Annotated in this window: 11 protein-coding genes; 2 read left to right on the top strand and 9 right to left on the bottom strand. The window is 44.2% G+C overall.

The features are described from left to right. Positions 1-63: 63 nt before the first annotated feature. Complete coding sequence (locus QUB10_RS04430; RefSeq protein ID WP_333199907.1) at positions 64-2,091, bottom strand: pentapeptide repeat-containing protein; 2,028 nt, start codon at positions 2,089-2,091, stop codon at positions 64-66. 25 nt (positions 2,092-2,116) lie between these two features. Between QUB10_RS04430 and QUB10_RS04425 the strand changes: the two genes are divergently transcribed. Further along, positions 2,117-2,917, top strand: coding sequence for an ion transporter (locus QUB10_RS04425; RefSeq protein WP_333199905.1), 801 nt, complete (start codon positions 2,117-2,119; stop codon positions 2,915-2,917). A gap of 94 nt (positions 2,918-3,011) precedes the next feature. Here QUB10_RS04425 and QUB10_RS04420 read toward each other — a convergent pair whose 3' ends face one another. The 7 genes from QUB10_RS04420 to QUB10_RS04390 form a co-directional block, all read right to left on the bottom strand. Next, positions 3,012-4,388: an ATP-binding protein gene (locus tag QUB10_RS04420; RefSeq protein WP_333199904.1), complete on the bottom strand. Its 1,377-nt coding sequence runs from the start codon at positions 4,386-4,388 to the stop codon at positions 3,012-3,014. A 110-nt stretch (positions 4,389-4,498) separates the two neighbouring features. Next, the gene (locus QUB10_RS04415) at positions 4,499-5,854 is read right to left on the bottom strand and encodes an ATP-binding protein (protein WP_333199902.1); all 1,356 of its coding nucleotides are present in this window, start codon (positions 5,852-5,854) and stop codon (positions 4,499-4,501) included. Positions 5,855-6,727: 873 nt separating this feature from the next. Beyond that, the gene (locus QUB10_RS04410) at positions 6,728-7,294 is read right to left on the bottom strand and encodes a hypothetical protein (RefSeq protein WP_333199900.1); all 567 of its coding nucleotides are present in this window, start codon (positions 7,292-7,294) and stop codon (positions 6,728-6,730) included. 263 nt (positions 7,295-7,557) lie between these two features. Beyond that, entirely contained in the window at positions 7,558-9,123 is a 1,566-nt protein-coding gene (locus QUB10_RS04405) for a hypothetical protein (protein ID WP_333199898.1), read from the bottom strand. Between the two features lie 233 nt (positions 9,124-9,356). Further along, the gene (locus QUB10_RS04400) at positions 9,357-10,733 is read right to left on the bottom strand and encodes an oligosaccharide flippase family protein (protein ID WP_333199896.1); all 1,377 of its coding nucleotides are present in this window, start codon (positions 10,731-10,733) and stop codon (positions 9,357-9,359) included. A gap of 182 nt (positions 10,734-10,915) precedes the next feature. Next, complete coding sequence (locus tag QUB10_RS04395; RefSeq protein ID WP_333199894.1) at positions 10,916-11,704, bottom strand: TIGR03943 family putative permease subunit; 789 nt, start codon at positions 11,702-11,704, stop codon at positions 10,916-10,918. Positions 11,705-11,848: 144 nt separating this feature from the next. Continuing rightward, positions 11,849-12,928, bottom strand: a complete 1,080-nt coding sequence (locus QUB10_RS04390; RefSeq protein WP_333199892.1) for a permease — start codon at positions 12,926-12,928, stop codon at positions 11,849-11,851. A 986-nt stretch (positions 12,929-13,914) separates the two neighbouring features. Between QUB10_RS04390 and QUB10_RS04385 the strand changes: the two genes are divergently transcribed. Continuing rightward, a complete protein-coding gene (locus QUB10_RS04385) occupies positions 13,915-15,375 on the top strand; it encodes an ATP-binding protein (protein WP_333199890.1) in 1,461 nt (486 codons plus the stop codon). A gap of 279 nt (positions 15,376-15,654) precedes the next feature. On the opposite strand, the gene dnaN is transcribed toward QUB10_RS04385, so the two are convergent. Then, positions 15,655-16,794: a DNA polymerase III subunit beta gene (gene dnaN, locus QUB10_RS04380; RefSeq protein WP_333081191.1), complete on the bottom strand. Its 1,140-nt coding sequence runs from the start codon at positions 16,792-16,794 to the stop codon at positions 15,655-15,657. Between the last annotated feature and the right edge of the window lie 171 nt (positions 16,795-16,965).

Below are 16,965 nucleotides of genomic sequence, written 5' to 3'. Positions count from 1 at the left end.
GGACTTTCGGTTAAATTCACACCAATAAATTCCCACCTTGCTGTTTAATATTTGCGATCGAATTTATTCGTGAATTGTGCCATCTGGCATAATTGCACCTGCGAGTTTTGCCGTTTCCAGACCTGCCACGCCACTTAGGTTCGCCCCCTTTAGGTTGGCTTTTTCTAGGTTTGTCCAACTCAAATTTGCCCCGCGCAAATCCGCTGAGCTAAGTGTTGCCCCACTCAAAATTGCAGACACTAAACTTGACCCGCAGAGATTAGCCTCCGCCAAGTTAGCCCGACTTAAATTTATTGAATCAAGCACTACTCCCACCAGATTTACGCCAGTTAGATTAGCTTCGCTGAAGTTAGCACGGCCTACTCTTGTATCTTTTAAATTAGCGTTGCTCATGTCGGCTGCAACTAGGTTAGCGTACTCTAAATTTGCCTGTTTTAAGTTGGCTCCACTCAAGTTTGCCACAGCTAGTTTCGCACCTCGAAGATTTGCTTTACTCAAGTTAGCTTCACTTAGGTTTGCTGTAGTTAGGTCAGCATTATTCAGATTGGCTTCACTCAAATTAGCTGCACTCAAATTCGCCTGAAGCAGTTTTGCACCCTCCAACTTTGCCTTGGTTAAGTTTGCACCACTCAAATTAGCTTCACTCAGGTTGAAACCACTCAAGTCAACACCAGCTAGGTTTACGTTGGAAAGTGAAGCATCAGCAACAATTAAGTAAGCACCTGCTTTAACAGGATCAAATTCTTTGGGGAAGATAGTCTGTGCGTTGCACAGCGCTTGTTCAAGTTTTGTTCCTTCAAGGTTTGCCCCTTCAAGATTTACCTCAAATAGATTAGTATTACTAAGGTTCGCATTACTCAAATCAGCATTCGTCAAGTGTGATTTTCTCAAATTTAACCCCATTAAGTTTGCTTTACTGAGGTTAGCCCTGTTGAAGCTAATACCCAATAACAAATGAGCAATACTGAGATTTACCCCACTCAAGTTAGCTTCACTTAGGTTTACAGAATGCAGAGTTGCTTCACTTAAATTTGCATTGAGCAATTGTGCTTTTTCTAAGTTTGCTGAGCTAATATGAGCTTTGTGAAAGTTGGCATGACATAAATTTGCTTCACTCAAGTTAATGATTGATAACTTTGTTTCAGAGAGTTCTGCACCCCTAAAATTAGCGCTATTTAAGTTAACCTCACTCAGAGATTGTCTGCTCAGATTTACTCCGGCTAGATTAACTCCAACAAAATCTCGTTCTCCCTGATTATACCGTTGTAAAAATTCCTCAGCACTAATAGCTGGTTCCAGATTTTCTAGTGCAGAATCATCTATTTTTGCCTCTTCCTCAGATTCCACAGTATCCGCATTTACAGGAGTAGCAGCCGGCTGTTCTACCGCTTCGCTAGATGCTGGAATCGGTGTCTCCCCGATCGCCTCTTCGCGCAATAACCGATCCACCCGATCGCTAAACCGCCTCACAACCTCAGCATCATCAAGCTTCTCAGCAGCATTCGAGCTTTTATCAACCGCATTCTCAACATAATACTTGTCTACAAAACTTTGCAACCCAGCATTATATCCCTGTCCTAGCGCCTGAAATCTCCATTCGCCATTCTTCTTATACAAACGTCCAAATTCTAAAGCCGTTTCTTGGGAAAAAATCTGATTTAAATTGTACCGAACCAATTCGCTAAGAGTTTCTCGGTTGTAAAGCCGGATAAAAGCATTTGTAACTTGACTAAAACTTTGATTCTTTTCCTGTCCCTCGTGAAGAGTCACAACAAACACAATTTCCTGAATCGCCGAATTGATTTTACTCAAATCCACATAAACCGTCTCATCATCTCCGTCTATTTGCCCATTCTTGCTGTCTCCCGAATGTCGCACCGCACCGTCCGGCGATGTCAGATTGTTGTAAAATACAAAATACTTTTCATCAGGAATCCGACCGTCTGCCGCTAACATAAAAACAGATGCGTCAATGTCGCAGTTTTGTGCTGTCTGGCTGACTTGCCACCCCAGGGCGATCGCAATTTTACTGAAATTAGGAGTTTCTTTAGAAAGATTGAACCTTTCACCCTTAGTTAATTCGATGCTCATGTGCGATAATTCCCTTACCTCATAAATGGTATTAATTATCTCATCTATGTTAACCCGATCGCAAATTGGATTTTATCTCGAAGACATCGAAACCCCAATTGGCAGAACCGTCAATTTAACTCTTACCGGACTAATTCTCCTATCTTCGACCAGCTTCATCGCCGAAACTTACCAGATTTCGGAAACTGTGAGAATTAATTTGCAAACTCTCGATACAGCGCTTTTAGTTGTTTTTGTGTTTGAGTATTTATTGCGACTATGGTGTGCCGAAAATCGAGTTAAATTTATTTTTAGTTTTTTTTCAATTATTGATTTGCTGGCAATTTTACCATTTTTACTAGGATTTGTCAACGTTAGTTTTATCCGAATTTTTCGCTGGTTTAGAATTCTCCGACTCATCCGCTTTCTGGAATTGAAAATTTCTATTTTCCGCATCAGCAGCGAAGATGGGGTGATTTTTGCTCGGATTTTGTTTACTTTGCTGGCAATAATTTTTGTTTATTCTGGTTTGATTTATCAAGTCGAACATCCGGCCAATCCCGAAAGTTTTGGAACTTTTTTGGATGCTGTTTATTTCTCGGTTGTCACGATGACCACGGTGGGATTTGGCGATGTTACTCCGATTTCCGAATCCGGTCGTTTTCTGACTATTTTGATGATTTTGACGGGAATTGCTCTGATTCCTTGGCAATTGGGGGACTTGATTAAACAATTAGTTAAAAGTGCTAATCACGGAGAAGCTGTTTGTAAAGGTTGCGGTTGGTCTGTACACGATGCTAATGCTAGATTTTGTAAAATGTGCGGCAGTCAATTAGAGAATGGTTGACTGTTGACTGTTGACTGTTGACTGTTGACTACTGCCTCACCCTAGATAATTCATCCGTGTATCCGTGTCAAAATCCGTGTAGTGCTTTCCTTCTTTAAGCTAACGGTAACAAAATTTCAAATTCAGTGCCCCTGCCCAACTCCGATCGCATTCTGAATGCACCGCCGTGTTTGCCCGTCACTATTTGATAGCTAACTGCTAAACTGGTTTCTTTGAGAGCACGTTTTTCCGTAGAAAATGATTCTATGATTTTTTTGTACTTGCTAGGTGACATTCCTGGCCCGTTATCTGCTATGCAAATCGAAACCCAGCGAACATGAAGTTTGTCTAAATCCGGCGCAGGTTCGGGACAGCAGACTTGAGTGGTGATTTCAATTTTAGGCTGGCGATCGGCGTCTCTGAGTCCTCCACCGTTGAACTCTTTTGCCAATTCTTGACCGACTGCTTCATTAATTAATGTATGAATAGCATTGGTCAAGATATTCATAAATACTTGGTTTAGCTGTCCTGCATAGCATGGGACTGGTGGCAGGTAGCCGTAGTTTTTCACTACTTGGATTTCCCTAGTCAAACGACTTTTGAGCAGCAAAAGTATGCTGTCTATATTGGCGTGCAAGTCGGTGGGTTTGGGATAAATATCGTCGATGTGGCAGAAGTTTTGCAAACTGGTTGCCAACTTGCTCAAACGTTCTGCGCCTGATTTGATGCTGGCAACAGTTCGGAGAAAATCGTTTTGCAAAAAGTCATAGTCGATCTCTTCTTTGAGCCGTGCTATTTCCGGCGGGGGATCGGTACAGTATGCGTCGTAAACTGAGAGCAATTCCATCAAGTTTTTGCTGTAGTCGCTGACGTAGGTTAAATTCCCCCAGATAAAGCCTACCGGATCTAAAATTTCGTGGGCTACTCCGTTGACTAAACGCCCTAAACTAGCCATTTTTTCGCTTTGAATCATTTGAGTTTGGGCTCTTTCGTAGCGGACTTGAGTTTCTATGCCACGAATTTGCCAGTATGCGATGTTTAGTGCGTTAGGGTCTAAGAGGCGGTAAGATTGGGAGTCTATTTGGACGACGATCGGTTCTGACTGCAATTCGGGCGATCGACGCAGAGCTTGTGGGGCTGCTGCCAAAATGGTTGTACTCTCTGCGAGCAATAATATTTCGAGGCGAGCGTAACTGTAGAGAACTTTTAGTGGCAGGTGCAAAAATAGCTCTGGGCCTTGGGGTTTGAGCAAATATTCCAGCAGTTGCCTGCGGGATATCATGCCAGCAAACTCTTCTGCTTCCATCAAGACGACTCCCGGCACTAGGGGATGCTGTTCAAACATTTCGGCAACTGCCACAGCCAAGCAGCTCGATTTAACCTGAAATTCATACAGGGGCAAATCCCAGAGGGTAGACTCTAGGGAAAGGTCTTGATGGCTGCCTTCGGAGAGTGAAGGGCCAATGAGTTTGGAACTGAATTTATTTGCCACTGGAAGTTTTAGTTGCCGAAACGCTGGGAAAGTGAATTGAGAACCTACTACTAAGCTACCCTATCATTTCACTTTTCGTAAGCGTTCAACCGAGAATATTCTGAAGTTAATCATGTTGTGCCAACTATAGGCAGGAGAATTTCAAATTCAGTGTTCTTTCCTGGTTGCGATCGCATTCTCAGTTTGCCGCCGTGCTTTTCTGTGACGATTTGATGGCAGATAGCCAGCCCCATACCGCTGCCTTTGCCTGCTGGTTTAGTGGTAAAAAAGGTGTCAAATATCTGCTTGTGATTTTCTGGGGGAATGCCGGGCCCGTTATCGGCAATGCAAATTGCCACCCGCTTGCCGTGTTCGGTTTCTATAACTTTAGTGGTAATTTCGATTTGGGGCTGCCAGTTGTCCCGGCACGGGGTGTGTATTTCTCGATCGGCTGCGTACTCTGTCAGCGCGTCTAGAGCATTAACTAACAAATTCAAAAACACCTGACTCAACTGACCGGAGTACCCACTAACTAGCGGCAGTTCGCCGTATTTTTTAACCACTTCTATGCTATTTTTAAAGCGGTTTTTCAAAATTAACAGCGTCATCTCCACGCATTCGTGAATGTCTGTCTCGGCTGGTTTTGTCTCGTCCATGTGAGAGAAGTGGTGCAGCCCGTTAACTATTTTGAGCAATTGCGCGGCTCCCAACTCCATCCCTTCTAAGGTAATCGGCAAATCTTCTTGTAAAAAATCAAATTCAATTTCCTTTTTAAGGGCATCAATTCGGGGACAGGGTGCCGGATATTCTTCTTCATAAACGGACATTAGCTGAAGCAAGTTTTCAAAATAGGACAGCAGAAAAGTTAAATTTCCCCAAATACAGTTCAGCGGATTTCTGATTTCGTGGGCTACTTCTGCTACAATCCTCCCCAAACTAGCCATTTTTTCTGTTTGGATGAGTTTGGCTTGGGTTTGTGTGTGGAGTAACTTATTTGTTAATTGGTGAATTCTTGATTGAGCGACCATTAATTGGTGTACGTCTAACAGCTTGTAGGTCTGGGGGGCTATTTCCACTACTACCGGCTCGTAAATTAATTCTGCTGATCTGTAAAGACATTCCTGGGCGGCTTCTACTATTAATTTACTGGCGGGAAGTATGAGTTCCTCTGGCTTGGCAAACTTGTACAGCACCTCTATTGGTCGCTTGAAAAACATTTCTACTCCGTAGCGGCAGTTAACTTTTTCAAAAAATAGACGCCTCGATATTATGCCGACAAAATTACCTCCATCTGTCAAAATGACGCCGGGAAGCATGGAATTTTCTTCAAAAGCCTGGGCTACTTCTTTTGCCTGTTGAGTTAATTCAATTTGGCAGTTGGAGAGTGGCAGGTCTAGGAGAGTTGATTCTAAGGAGATGTTCCAAGTACAAAATTCAGGTATATGCAACACTGATAACTCCGAGCTAGTCTCACGCACAGCAAACATAGATGAAACCCCTGTTAAAAATTGTATTCATGAACAACTTAAGTTGCTATTAATTCATAACGGGTAATTGGTAGCGGGTAGTTGCTAATTTGTCAAATTACAACCGCACCCGATGGGAAAACCCGATCGCAGTAGCATTGTCTGCTAAAGATTTTGTTTCTAAGTCAATATTAAACGATATTAAACGATATTAAACGATCGAAGCTTTTGGGGAACTTACCGAGTAGGCGCTTTAAACTTTTTACCATGATATACCTGCGATCGGGTGTTTTCCGAAAAATTTTAATATTTATAACGAATTATTGTGATAAGTTATACCATTTTTGCAGTGATAGAAGGGAATTGGAGAAGCGCGATCAGGTTATCTGTGAATATACGGGCATCCTTCGAGGGTTCGACGGCCCGGATTAGCTATAGTCTAAGGGGCTTGCAGGCTCCAATTTTCAAGACTAGGGCCCAGGCAAAACGAAGTTCGGCCAGGGATTCGCTTTCTGAGGATGTAACCGAATGTAACGGATGGAAGGCTTTAGTTATCGTCGCGAGAGAAGGAAGAAGCAATGTTCCCCAAGGGTTAATGCAATTAAGAACGTTCTAACCGTATTGGCGGTTGCTATACCACTCAAAAGAAATGCAACTTTAGGCAACTTTCAACCTCGATGGTAGTCAATCGATTTTAGATTTTAGATTTTAGATTTTAGAATTGAAGCATTGACTTGCGCGAGATAAATTCGGGGGGAAAGTTTGATCGGATACAGGTTTTGTGTTTCTGGGTCCTGAGTCTGCTTTCGGAATGAATCACGTGGCGGGTATCCTGGATGCTTGATTGTCAGTTTTTTGCAATCTGCCATCTGCAATCTGCCATCTCAAATCGTCTTAGGGTTCCACCTCCGGCCAGAGGCGTTCTAGCTGATACCGCCAAGCGGCGAGAGTGTTTTCGCGAGACTCTCGCCCTAGTTCCATTTCACCCATCAATCCCTCTGCGTAGAAACGGTCTAAAGTCTGAAGGGTAGTTTCCACAGACTGTCCCTGCATCTTCGCAGCTTTGATGATTTGACGGATGCGGCTTTCTATCAAACCGCCGAAAAAGTCGGACAAACCTCTCTCTTGCAAAGCCAGCAGTCTGGCGACGGCGGCTGAGAAATCGGCGGCCGCGAGTGTGGCCGGGCTGTGCTGAAATACTCCCCACAAAACGTTTTGATGTATGGCGTAGCGAGTTTCGAGGGTGGTGTCAAAGTTAGCTTCTAGCAGTTTATCAAAAAATGGTTGAGCTTCCTGGGCATCGGCGATCGGCAGCAAAATCCGCAGCCAACTCCCGTCTTCTGAAAGGAGGACTAATAGGCGAAAATTGGGGGTTTCTACTTGCCAAGAAGTGGCAGCAGGCATCTCAACAGTGTCACCAAATAAGTCTTTAAGGGTATTGCTAATTTCTTCGGGAGTCATGAGAATTTTAGATTTTAGGTTTGAGGTTTGAGATGTGAAATTGCAGGCTGGCGACTTCGTTTCAAAAGTTTGTAATATTTACCAGTATGGCTTAGTATCAACTCAATTTCAAATCTAAAATCTCAAATTTCAAATCAATTTAGTAAAAGTAGGGTGTGCACCGCGCATATTTCAACGCTTGGTGTTTATGGGCGCACCTTACCCTATTGATATTTACTAATATCGGTCAATCTAAAATCTAAAATCTAAAATCTAAAATCGATTTAGGGGAGCCAGCGGGGGTGATAGCCGGCAAAGGGAAGTTCTTCTGGCTGTACTTTTGCGAGAGAACCGTCTGCGGGTATTTCTACTAAGGGTAGCAGCCAGAGGCGGCTGGTGGCGATCGACTGTCCACTATCGTTGCGGGGACTGTCTGCTGCTGAGGGAGTTGCTGCTGTGACTGATTGGTCGAAAATTAATGCCAGCCCGTCGGGAGATAAACTGATTTGGGTATCTAATTGGTTGGGCAAAATCAGCAGCGGTTTGATGGTTCCGACCAAACGAGTACCCTCTTTTTTGAGGTCGATGGTGGCGATGAAAGGCTGTTCTTTGTAGCTTTCTGTTTTGAGGCGTTGGGCTAACAAACAGTAGAGACGCTGAACTTGGTTGTCTTGGTTTTTGCGGGGGTCGAAATAAACGGCCATAATGCTGCCGGGAATACGCAATATTTCTTGTTCTACACCTTGGTTATCTAAGATGAAAAGCGATCGAGTAAAGTCGCTGTTGTATTTAACATAGGCGGCGGCGGAGTTGTCGCGGGCCATCCCCAATACTTGTTCGTATTTTGGCAAAAATTCTACTGGGTCTGCTTCCGGTTTGAGGGGGACGATCGCTAATCCTTGTTTTTGAGATATTACCATCGATTTGCTGTCGGGGCGAATCATAAAATCTCCGCCTTGTTCATTTTCCAAGGGTCTGGGCGGCACTTTTTCTTCCAAAATCCAAGGACTGAAATCGCCGGGATTGCGGCGGTTGACGCGCTGGACAACTATGATTTTTCCGTCCGCTGAGAGGTCGAATTTGAGGTTTTGGTAATCTTTGGAGTCTAAGATTTTGTCGATTCTACCGGCTGGGTATTTTGGTTGAGTTCCTGAACCCGATTGGGGGTTGAGGCCGGTGGTGACTGTGAATAGTTCTTGATTGAGGGTGCCGCGAGTACGGGCGATTGATCGATCGGTGGCTGAGAATAAAATGCGATCGCTGTCGGGATACGGTTTAAAATCGGTGACAACCAAATCTTTGGGAGTTAGGGGTATCGGTTTTGAGTCGTTGCTGCTGAGATTGACTAGCATTAATCTGCTTTCTGTTTCGCCTTGGACGCCGATGTAAGCAAAAGCTCGATCGCGGCTGCGAAAGGAACTGCTAAACGGTTGCATTAGCGTTCCTTTATTTTGGTTTTTTTCTCCGAAATACTTGTCGGTTGCTCCGGCGAGTTTGACTGTGTAGGTAACGCCGTAGGGTGCTGGATCTTTGAGGGTGTAAGCCATGCGCCTTCCAGCCCAACTAAATTTACCGGGGAGGGGGGGTTCTAGCTTTAAGTTTTCCTCGACGGTGGACTGGTTCATCGGCCGAAAGAATGTGAGGATAAAGCCGGTATCTTCGGCGCCGATTTGTTTGTTTTCCCAGGTAAATTCTCGCACTCTGGGTGCTGTGCGATCGCCGCTCAGCAGCAGCAGCCCTATTAAGACGCTCAGCACTAGCATGAGGAAGATGGCCGTGCGGTCGATCGGCTGTTTGAATGGCCCAATAGCGAAGGGTGAAGGATTAATTTTTTTGTTAAAAATACTCACAAATCTTTCTCTCCTATTTCTACTGAAAATTAACTCCCAAATTTTCCCTCTTAAATTTTACACTTATGGGCCCATTCCTAACACTCACCCAGCCCTTTTTTTACCACAGTAAATGGCTGCAACGAGTTATTTTCCGTAACAAACCTAGTTTTTGAAACTTGTGGTGCCTCCCGGACTGAATGAAACTTAAGATATTAATTAGGTGGGACACGCTGCAGTTTCAACAGGTTTGTTTACTGAAACAGTTGATTGATGGGGATTATATCCATCGGTGATATTTTATCGATCGGCAGACCCAAACCAAAAGCGACTCTACACCAAAGTAGACTTGCCAGCACCCCTACAAACAGTGCTGTTAATTGCATATCCTGCCAAAAACAAGTTAGTCCTTCTTTCCACAAACCGTAGTTAATTACTGCATAGGTAGGAAGGTCGCCGAGAGCTACAGCAATCACGGCACCTAAATTACCTTTTAAGTGATATCCCAGCGGTATACTTATACATAGATTCACAAAAGTCAGCAGATTGCCCATAGCTGCGTACTGAGACTTTCCTACGGCTAACAGACAAGAACCCATCATATTGTGGAGGGTGGTGTGCCAGATACCTAAAGCCAAGATTGGCATCATCCAAGATGCCGCCACATACTCTTTTCTGTACAGTGTTAAAATTAGCTGATCTCCGAAGTTCACAAAAATTGCTAAACCTACCGCTAACGGTATTAGAATTAGTTTGCGGTTGTTAAGTATCTTTGCGCGCAACTCCTGCCGCGGCAACTCTGCCAGCATAGAAATCGAGGGGAAAATCACCCGGCCGCTAATGGCGATGATGACTTGGCGCGGCATATCGCCTAGAGTAAAAGCGATGCCGTAAATGCCAAACATTGTTAAAGTAAATATTTTACCGAGGATGAGTCTATCAGCTTGAGAACACAAGAAAAACAAAGCCGTAGACAAAAATATCCATTTACCATAAGAAAATATTTCTTTAGCTGCTTCTTTATCCCAAGCAAAGCGGTTTGGCTTGCCGGGAATCAAAAAATGGCTCCATACTAACTCCATTAAAGCTCCACTCAAGCCGCCTGCAAGGATCGCCCAGATGCTGCGATCGAACCAGGCCCAGACAATCATCACTGTAGTAGAAACAATCTGTATGCCCAACTGAAAAATTACTACTTTCTTCACTTCCATTTTGCGTCCTAGGCTGGATGTGGCGGTGGATTTAAACCCTCCTAGTAAGGAATTTATACCTATTATTGGAATCAACCACCGAAGACGGGGCTCTTCATAAAAACTCGCAACTGGGTAAGTAATTATAATCAAACAAATGAAAATGAACAAGCTGCGAATAGCTTGCAGCGTCCAAGCGGTGTTGAGAAATTGAGGATCTTCTCCCCGTTTGTTCTGGATGATACTTGGGCCCAAACCTATATCTGTAAATAAGTTGATCCCTGTGATGAAAACGTAGGCTAGACCCATCAGACCAAATAGTTCTGGCACAAGCAGACGCGTCAGGATTAGGTTACTGCCAAATCGGATAATTTGACTGCTTCCATAGCTGGCGATCGTCCAGGCTGCACCTTTGATAGCTAATTTTTTTTCTGCTGACATATACTCAGAATTTATTTACCAACTACGAGTGTAGTTGCTGAATTTGTTATTTGCAACTCCTAGAGGATGCTGCTGCCACTTTTATAGCTGACTTTACCGTATCTTCATCTGTATACGGAGATTGGGTCTGGACTTTCCATCTCGCAATCTAGGTAAAATTCAATCTGATACTTACTCCACATCTAATAATCATAAGGGTTTTTTGGTTCAGGAATTGGTTTGAGGGAGGATGCTTGAATGGTTAATTTGCGCTTGCCTTGCAGTTCTTCTACGATCGTTTCTCCTTCTATTTCTAGCCAACTGTCTGGGGCAAAGGCGGTGCGGCTTTGACCGATCGGTAATTTTACCGGCAACCCGATCGGATAGGCGTCTGCCGCGCAGCAAGTAATGATAAAACGCCCGATCCACATATATTGTTCTGCTAGGTTAGGGGGATGAATTACAAATCCTTGAACTTTGACTTTTTGACCTCTGTATGTATCGGGTTCTGGATTAAAATTTAACAGCCGAACCCATTCGACGAGCGATCGATTTTCGGGTTTTGTAGTATTGCGAAATTCTTGGGGTTGCAGTCTGGTGATTGGCAGGGATTCGGTGAGGCCTCGTTCTAATGCTGTCTGGCTGGTAAAGGTGCGTGGCGTTGTTAGTAAACCTATTAATGCGACGCCCAACATTAAGGTGCTGCCGATACTAGGGGGAAACAAAGTAACGTGTTCAACTTCTGTGATTCTGAGAGAGTTATTTGCTGTTGATGTCCGCGATTGCTTTGTGGTGCGATCGACTTTTAAGAGTTCCCAAGCTTTTAAACCGCCAATAACCATTAAGCCGATTCCTCCTGCTAGAGTCAAGCCAAAGTAATTGGGGTGAATGAGAATGCTTAATTTGCCGGTGATCCAATATTTAAGAAGCAGTATTCCCCAGGCTAAGATAGCTAGGGCGTCCAGCCAGGGGCTAATTTTTTTAAGATTCATTTTTTAAGAGTGATTGGGAAGGAAGAGGGAAGAAGGAAAAGACAAAAATACCTATCCGTATATCCGTGACTTCCGTGTCGGGGAGCAAGGTAATTGAAAATCGCAAATCTACAATGGTATTAGTTGTCTGTCCCAGCTAACTTATTAACCTAAATGCAAGTTGACAGCGAGGGTCATTAAAAAGGTTAACTGAGCGGCCAAGACAATTAAGTAAACTACGGCTCGACCTTTAAAAATTGACAGCATTAAACCGATGCCTTTGAGGTCAATCATCGGGCCGAAAACGAGAAATGCTAACAGCGAACCGCTGGTAAATGTGGAAGCAAAAGACAGGGCAAAAAAGGCATCTACTGTAGAACAAATCGATACGACTGCCCCTAATAGCAGCATGGCTAGAATCGAGGAAACTGGGCCTTGACCGAGGTTGAGAATTAGTTCGCGGGGGGCGCCAACTTGAATGATGGCTGCGATCGCACTTCCGATTACCAACACTCCTCCCAATTCGCGCAACTCCTGTACCATAGTATCTAAAAGTAGGCGCAAACGCTCTTTAGAAACGCGGTGGAACATGGACGAACGTTTCGAGGTTTTTTCTGTTTTGCTTGTTTGTAATGGCTTCCAGTCGTCTTGTAGCAAAGATTCGATCGGCACCACCCCCCCTGGCTGACCGAGCATAAATGTTCCCGACTGCAACAGCAGCGGAGTGTTAGCTTGGACGAGTTCTTTTTCGGAAAACTCTGGTTTTGGCAAGGGGATTGCGCGGGCTACAGAAGGTTGCAGCAGAGGCCGCAAGTCTTTTTGGGCGCTGAACACCCAGCCGATAATTGTGGCTATAGACAGAGAAAATACCACCCGCAAAACTACAATTTCTGGCTGATCGCGAAATGCCGTCCAAGTAGCCCAAATTACCACGGGGTTGATGGTGGGGGCCGCAAGCAAAAAGCCGATCGCGGCTGGTGCGGGAACTCCCTGCATCAGTAACCTGCGGGCTACGGGCACGTTACCGCACTCGCACACGGGAAACAAAAAGCCGATCGAACTGCCCATCAAAGCCGCCAGGAGCGGGTTTCGCGGGATGCGGGATACGAGTTTGCGTTCGTCTACAAACCCCAGCAGCAAACCTGAGAATAAGACTCCCAGCAGCAGAAAAGGTATTGCTTCTACTAACAAGCTGAGAAACAGGGTGAAAGCATTATTTAACTGATTTGTCAGGGCGGGTTGCATCGATCACCTACTGGTAGATTGCTATTTAGTTATACGTCTTTGGTAGAACTCCTTGTAGATCATACCAAAGCATAGCACTAAGTTAAGAGCCCGTTAATTTTTTTTAGCCTTTTTTTTGGCTGAGATTTGTAGACATTCTAATTTAATCAATGCTGATGTCTTGAATAATTTGCACTGGTTAAACTTGTTTGAGTTTGACTAAATTTTTCTTCATATCCGCATCGTACAGCCAATCAATAATTGAGTCTGTCAACTGTCGCAGATTTGAGAGATATTTCGGTTAACAATAATTGATTTTAGAACAAATGCCAAGGCAGATTTTACAGATTGCGGGCGAGGCTAACTGTTTTATATAACGATCGCAATAAAATTGGTTTGTAGCGATGACTTTAGTTTTCACTACAAACCTATAAGGGATGCACTGGCAGGTGTGTCGCTGGCTGAGCGTTACGGGGGGTTGCGAGTACCGGAGCGGGGAGATGGGATGAAATTGCCTCAAATGCCCTAGCTTGCAAGGCGTCCCGCCATCGCGATTGCAAGCTAAAACTCAGGGACGCGATCGCTCCAATTTGGGCTTTTAACTTGTCTGCTGACGGGGTGCATCGCAGGGGCGATCGGGCAATTCCGATTTTCTTCTATTATCAATCAATTATATTTCTCAGCCTCATAATTTATTAACATAAGGTTAAGACGATAACTTAAGATTAATAAATAGTTAAATAGTCGAAACAAGCGTTAATACCGCTCAAGTCAGTATAAAATAAAGTCAGGTATAATTACCAGGGCGCATTTATCTCGGTAATCCTCAATCTTGCCTAATACTTTAAGTGGTAAAATTTTCCTTGCTACAGTCAGTTTTTTGTGTAATTTAAAAAGCAGTTTGCCAGGGGGATGCCGGTCAAAGCACTCAGCAACTCACCTGCTGACCTTTGGTAGCTGAATGTCTGCTGGCAAATAGAACCCCAAAAAAGCGTGCTGATAAATTTATGTTGAATACCTCCTGCGTAGAAAGACCAGTCCAACCCATCTCCGAGGCTGACCTCGGAGAACTTTGTTTAGACTCTACTCTCCAACAATTGTCGCTTTACGATTTTCAGGTAGAAGCTACGGATTGGGGAATGCGAATTTCCCAGATGTTAGAAGCTAATCCGCTGTTACCGGGAGTCATTGTGACCCATCAAGGTGAATTTGCGGGTATGATTTCCCGGCGGAGATTTTTAGAATTTATCAGCCGTCCTTTTGGCCGAGAATTATTTTTAAAGCGACCTGTGAGGGCTTTGTACCGCTTTGCCGAAACTGAGAGTTTAATTTTTCCCAGCAATACTTTAATCGTGGATGCAGCCAGGAAGTCGCTGTTGCGATCGAAAGAACTGCTTTACGAACCGATTGTGGTTCAAGTGTCGCCTCAAACTTATAGTTTACTAGACGTGCACGAACTGTTAGTAGCCCAATCCAACATTCATGAACTCGCAACAAAATTGCTGAGGCAGCAAACTCAATCTCAACTAATTCAAACCGAAAAACTAGCCAGTTTGGGACAGATGGTAGCTGGAGTCGCCCACGAAATTAGAAATCCCCTCACCTGCATCAGCGGAAATCTCGGCTTTTTGTCCAACTACTCGAAAGACATCATGGATTTGCTGTCTGCTTACGAACACATTGTGGGTGACAGCGAAAAAATTGATCAACTCAAAAAACACATAGAATTTGATTTTTTGCAAGAAGATTGGGTGGAAATTCTCAAAAGTATGAAAGTTTCATCACAGAGGCTGACCGAACTCGTCACCAGTCTGCACACCTTTTCTCACATGGACGAAACCCATTTGAAACAAGCTAACATCCACGAATGTATTGACAGTACGCTGCTAATTATGAAAAACCGTCTGAAGTACGGGATTAAAGTAGTTAAAAGCTATGGTGATTTGCCTTTATTCAAGTGTTACTCTGGTCAGTTGAGTCAGGTATTTATGAATATCATCAGCAATGCGATCGACGCTTTGGAAGAGGAACAAGCAGACACAGGTTTTGTGCCTGTGATTACTATTGAAACCGAGGTAATAGACAGTTCTGACGGAGACTGCGTGAATTCGGAATTAATTCAAAATTATGTTAGGGGCGATGGCGTCCCGCCCCGCAAGCTACGACAAAATGCCCAACAGCTATCATCCGCCAGCCAAAACGGCGACTTCTGTCCAGAATCAGCGGAAAAAAATCCAAATAACGCTTGGATAGCCATCCGAATTGCCGATAACGGGCCGGGAATACCGCCAGAAATTCAGCGGCGGATTTTTGAGACATTTTTCACCACTAAACCCGCCGGGAAAGGTACCGGTTTGGGGTTGGCAATTACCCATCAAATTGTTACGGAAAAGCATAAAGGCAAGTTAAATTTGCATTCTACGCCCGGTACAGGTACTGAATTTGAAATTTTGTTGCCATTGATTTGAAGCAATAAGTCATATCAAATCTATTAGCATCAGAATTATTCCTATCTCTCTTCTCGACAAGCGCGTGAATTAGCCTCAATCCCTTGTCATCTGCGGTTAATAAATTCTCTTTTTTTAACCGCAGATACAGGCAGATTAACACCGATTAACGCAGATAAATTATATCAATTCCGGTTGCACCATCGGTGATTGTTGACTGTTGACTGTTGACTGTTGACTAATGACTACTGACTACTGACTAATGACTAATGACTAATGACTACTGACTACTGACTCTTTTTAAGCTCTTAGCTGCACTGGCATTACCAAGAATGTAGCATTAACTCCGCCCAAAGGCTGGAAAATTACTGGGGCTAAAGCACCGTTTAATTGCAGTTGAATTTCTGGGGATTGAGCAGTTTTCAAAATGTCAATTAAGTATTTCACGTTGAAAGCAATATCTATGCTATCTCCCGAAATCTGTGCCGGCATTGACTCTTTGCCGCAGCCGACATCTTTAGCATCTACAGACAAAGTAATTTCCTGATTCTCCTCGTCGATGCTGCATTTGAGAATATTATTTTTTTGGTCGGCAAAAACTGCTATTCTTTCAACTGCTGCTAAGAACGATCGCCTTTCTAAGGTAATTTGCCGCTCAAAAGACGGCGGAATCAACTGCCGATATGCGGGATATTGCCCTTCCAAGGTGCGGGTGGTCAGCCGCTGGTCAGCCCATTCAAACACTACTTGACCGTGTTCAAAATGCAAGGTGACAGGTTCAGTCCACTGCCGCATCACCAGCATTCTTTCTACTTCCCGCAATGCTTTAGCGGGGACTGTCACCTCAAATTCTTCTTGGGTTTCTTCGCCTTCAGGTTTTTCATTGGCAGTTTGAACTACTGCCAATCTGTGACCGTCTGTAGCTGCAAATTCCAGGCAATCTTGCAATACTTTTAAATGCACGCCTGCAAGTACCTGTTTGGCCTCGTCGGGGCTAGTAGCAAATAAAGTTCCTTTGAGTCCTTCTATCAAGGCTTCCGGTGGCAATTTGAGGATTGTTCCGCCTTCTATTGCAGGCAATTCAGGGAATTCTTCCGGGCCCATGCCTCTAACTTGGTAGCTGCCAGAACTGCAAGTTAGATATGCTACGGTGTCCCCCGCTTCGTCTTCTAAAGTAATCTCTCCATCTGGGAGTCTCGAAACAATATCGTTGAGTAATTTAGCGGGTATGGTAAAACTGCCACCGCCAGTCACTTCTGCTGCGAAGCTGGTACGAATGCCTAAACTGAGATCGAAAGCTGTCAAGCTAACCCGCTGATTTTCCTCATCCGCGACTAAGAGCACGTTGGCTAGTACCGGATGTGTCGGGCGGGAGGGAACGGCCCGACTTACCAACGAGAGGTTGGCGTTGAGGTCACTTTGGGTGCAAACCAATTTCATTGTAGGAAGGTTAATTAACCGGATTTGAAACAGAAACAAATGGTATCACAGAAAGCCGGCGGGTCGGTTTTTCTGTGTGTAGGGCTTATACCATTTTTTTAAAGATGTGATAGAGATAAAGAATGTAAAATCCCAGACCATCCGGTGAGAAAACCAATGACGCGATCGGTG

Source organism: Microcoleus sp. B5-D4, assembly GCF_036705145.1.
GTDB lineage: Bacteria > Cyanobacteriota > Cyanobacteriia > Cyanobacteriales > Microcoleaceae > Microcoleus.
This window is presented reverse-complemented; position numbering and strand designations above follow the sequence as displayed.

Excerpts from the sequence above, each read along its gene's own strand:
- dnaN (WP_333081191.1), bottom strand. The coding sequence starts at position 16,794 with ATGAAATTGGTTTGCACCCAAAGTGACCTCAACGCCAACCTCTCGTTG.
- QUB10_RS04385 (WP_333199890.1), top strand. The coding sequence starts at position 13,915 with ATGTTGAATACCTCCTGCGTAGAAAGACCAGTCCAACCCATCTCCGAG.
- QUB10_RS04410 (WP_333199900.1), bottom strand. The coding sequence starts at position 7,294 with ATGACTCCCGAAGAAATTAGCAATACCCTTAAAGACTTATTTGGTGAC.
- QUB10_RS04430 (WP_333199907.1), bottom strand. The coding sequence starts at position 2,091 with ATGAGCATCGAATTAACTAAGGGTGAAAGGTTCAATCTTTCTAAAGAA.
- QUB10_RS04390 (WP_333199892.1), bottom strand. The coding sequence starts at position 12,928 with ATGCAACCCGCCCTGACAAATCAGTTAAATAATGCTTTCACCCTGTTT.
- QUB10_RS04425 (WP_333199905.1), top strand. The coding sequence starts at position 2,117 with ATGGTATTAATTATCTCATCTATGTTAACCCGATCGCAAATTGGATTT.
- QUB10_RS04400 (WP_333199896.1), bottom strand. The coding sequence starts at position 10,733 with ATGTCAGCAGAAAAAAAATTAGCTATCAAAGGTGCAGCCTGGACGATC.
- QUB10_RS04395 (WP_333199894.1), bottom strand. The coding sequence starts at position 11,704 with ATGAATCTTAAAAAAATTAGCCCCTGGCTGGACGCCCTAGCTATCTTA.
- QUB10_RS04415 (WP_333199902.1), bottom strand. The coding sequence starts at position 5,854 with ATGTTTGCTGTGCGTGAGACTAGCTCGGAGTTATCAGTGTTGCATATA.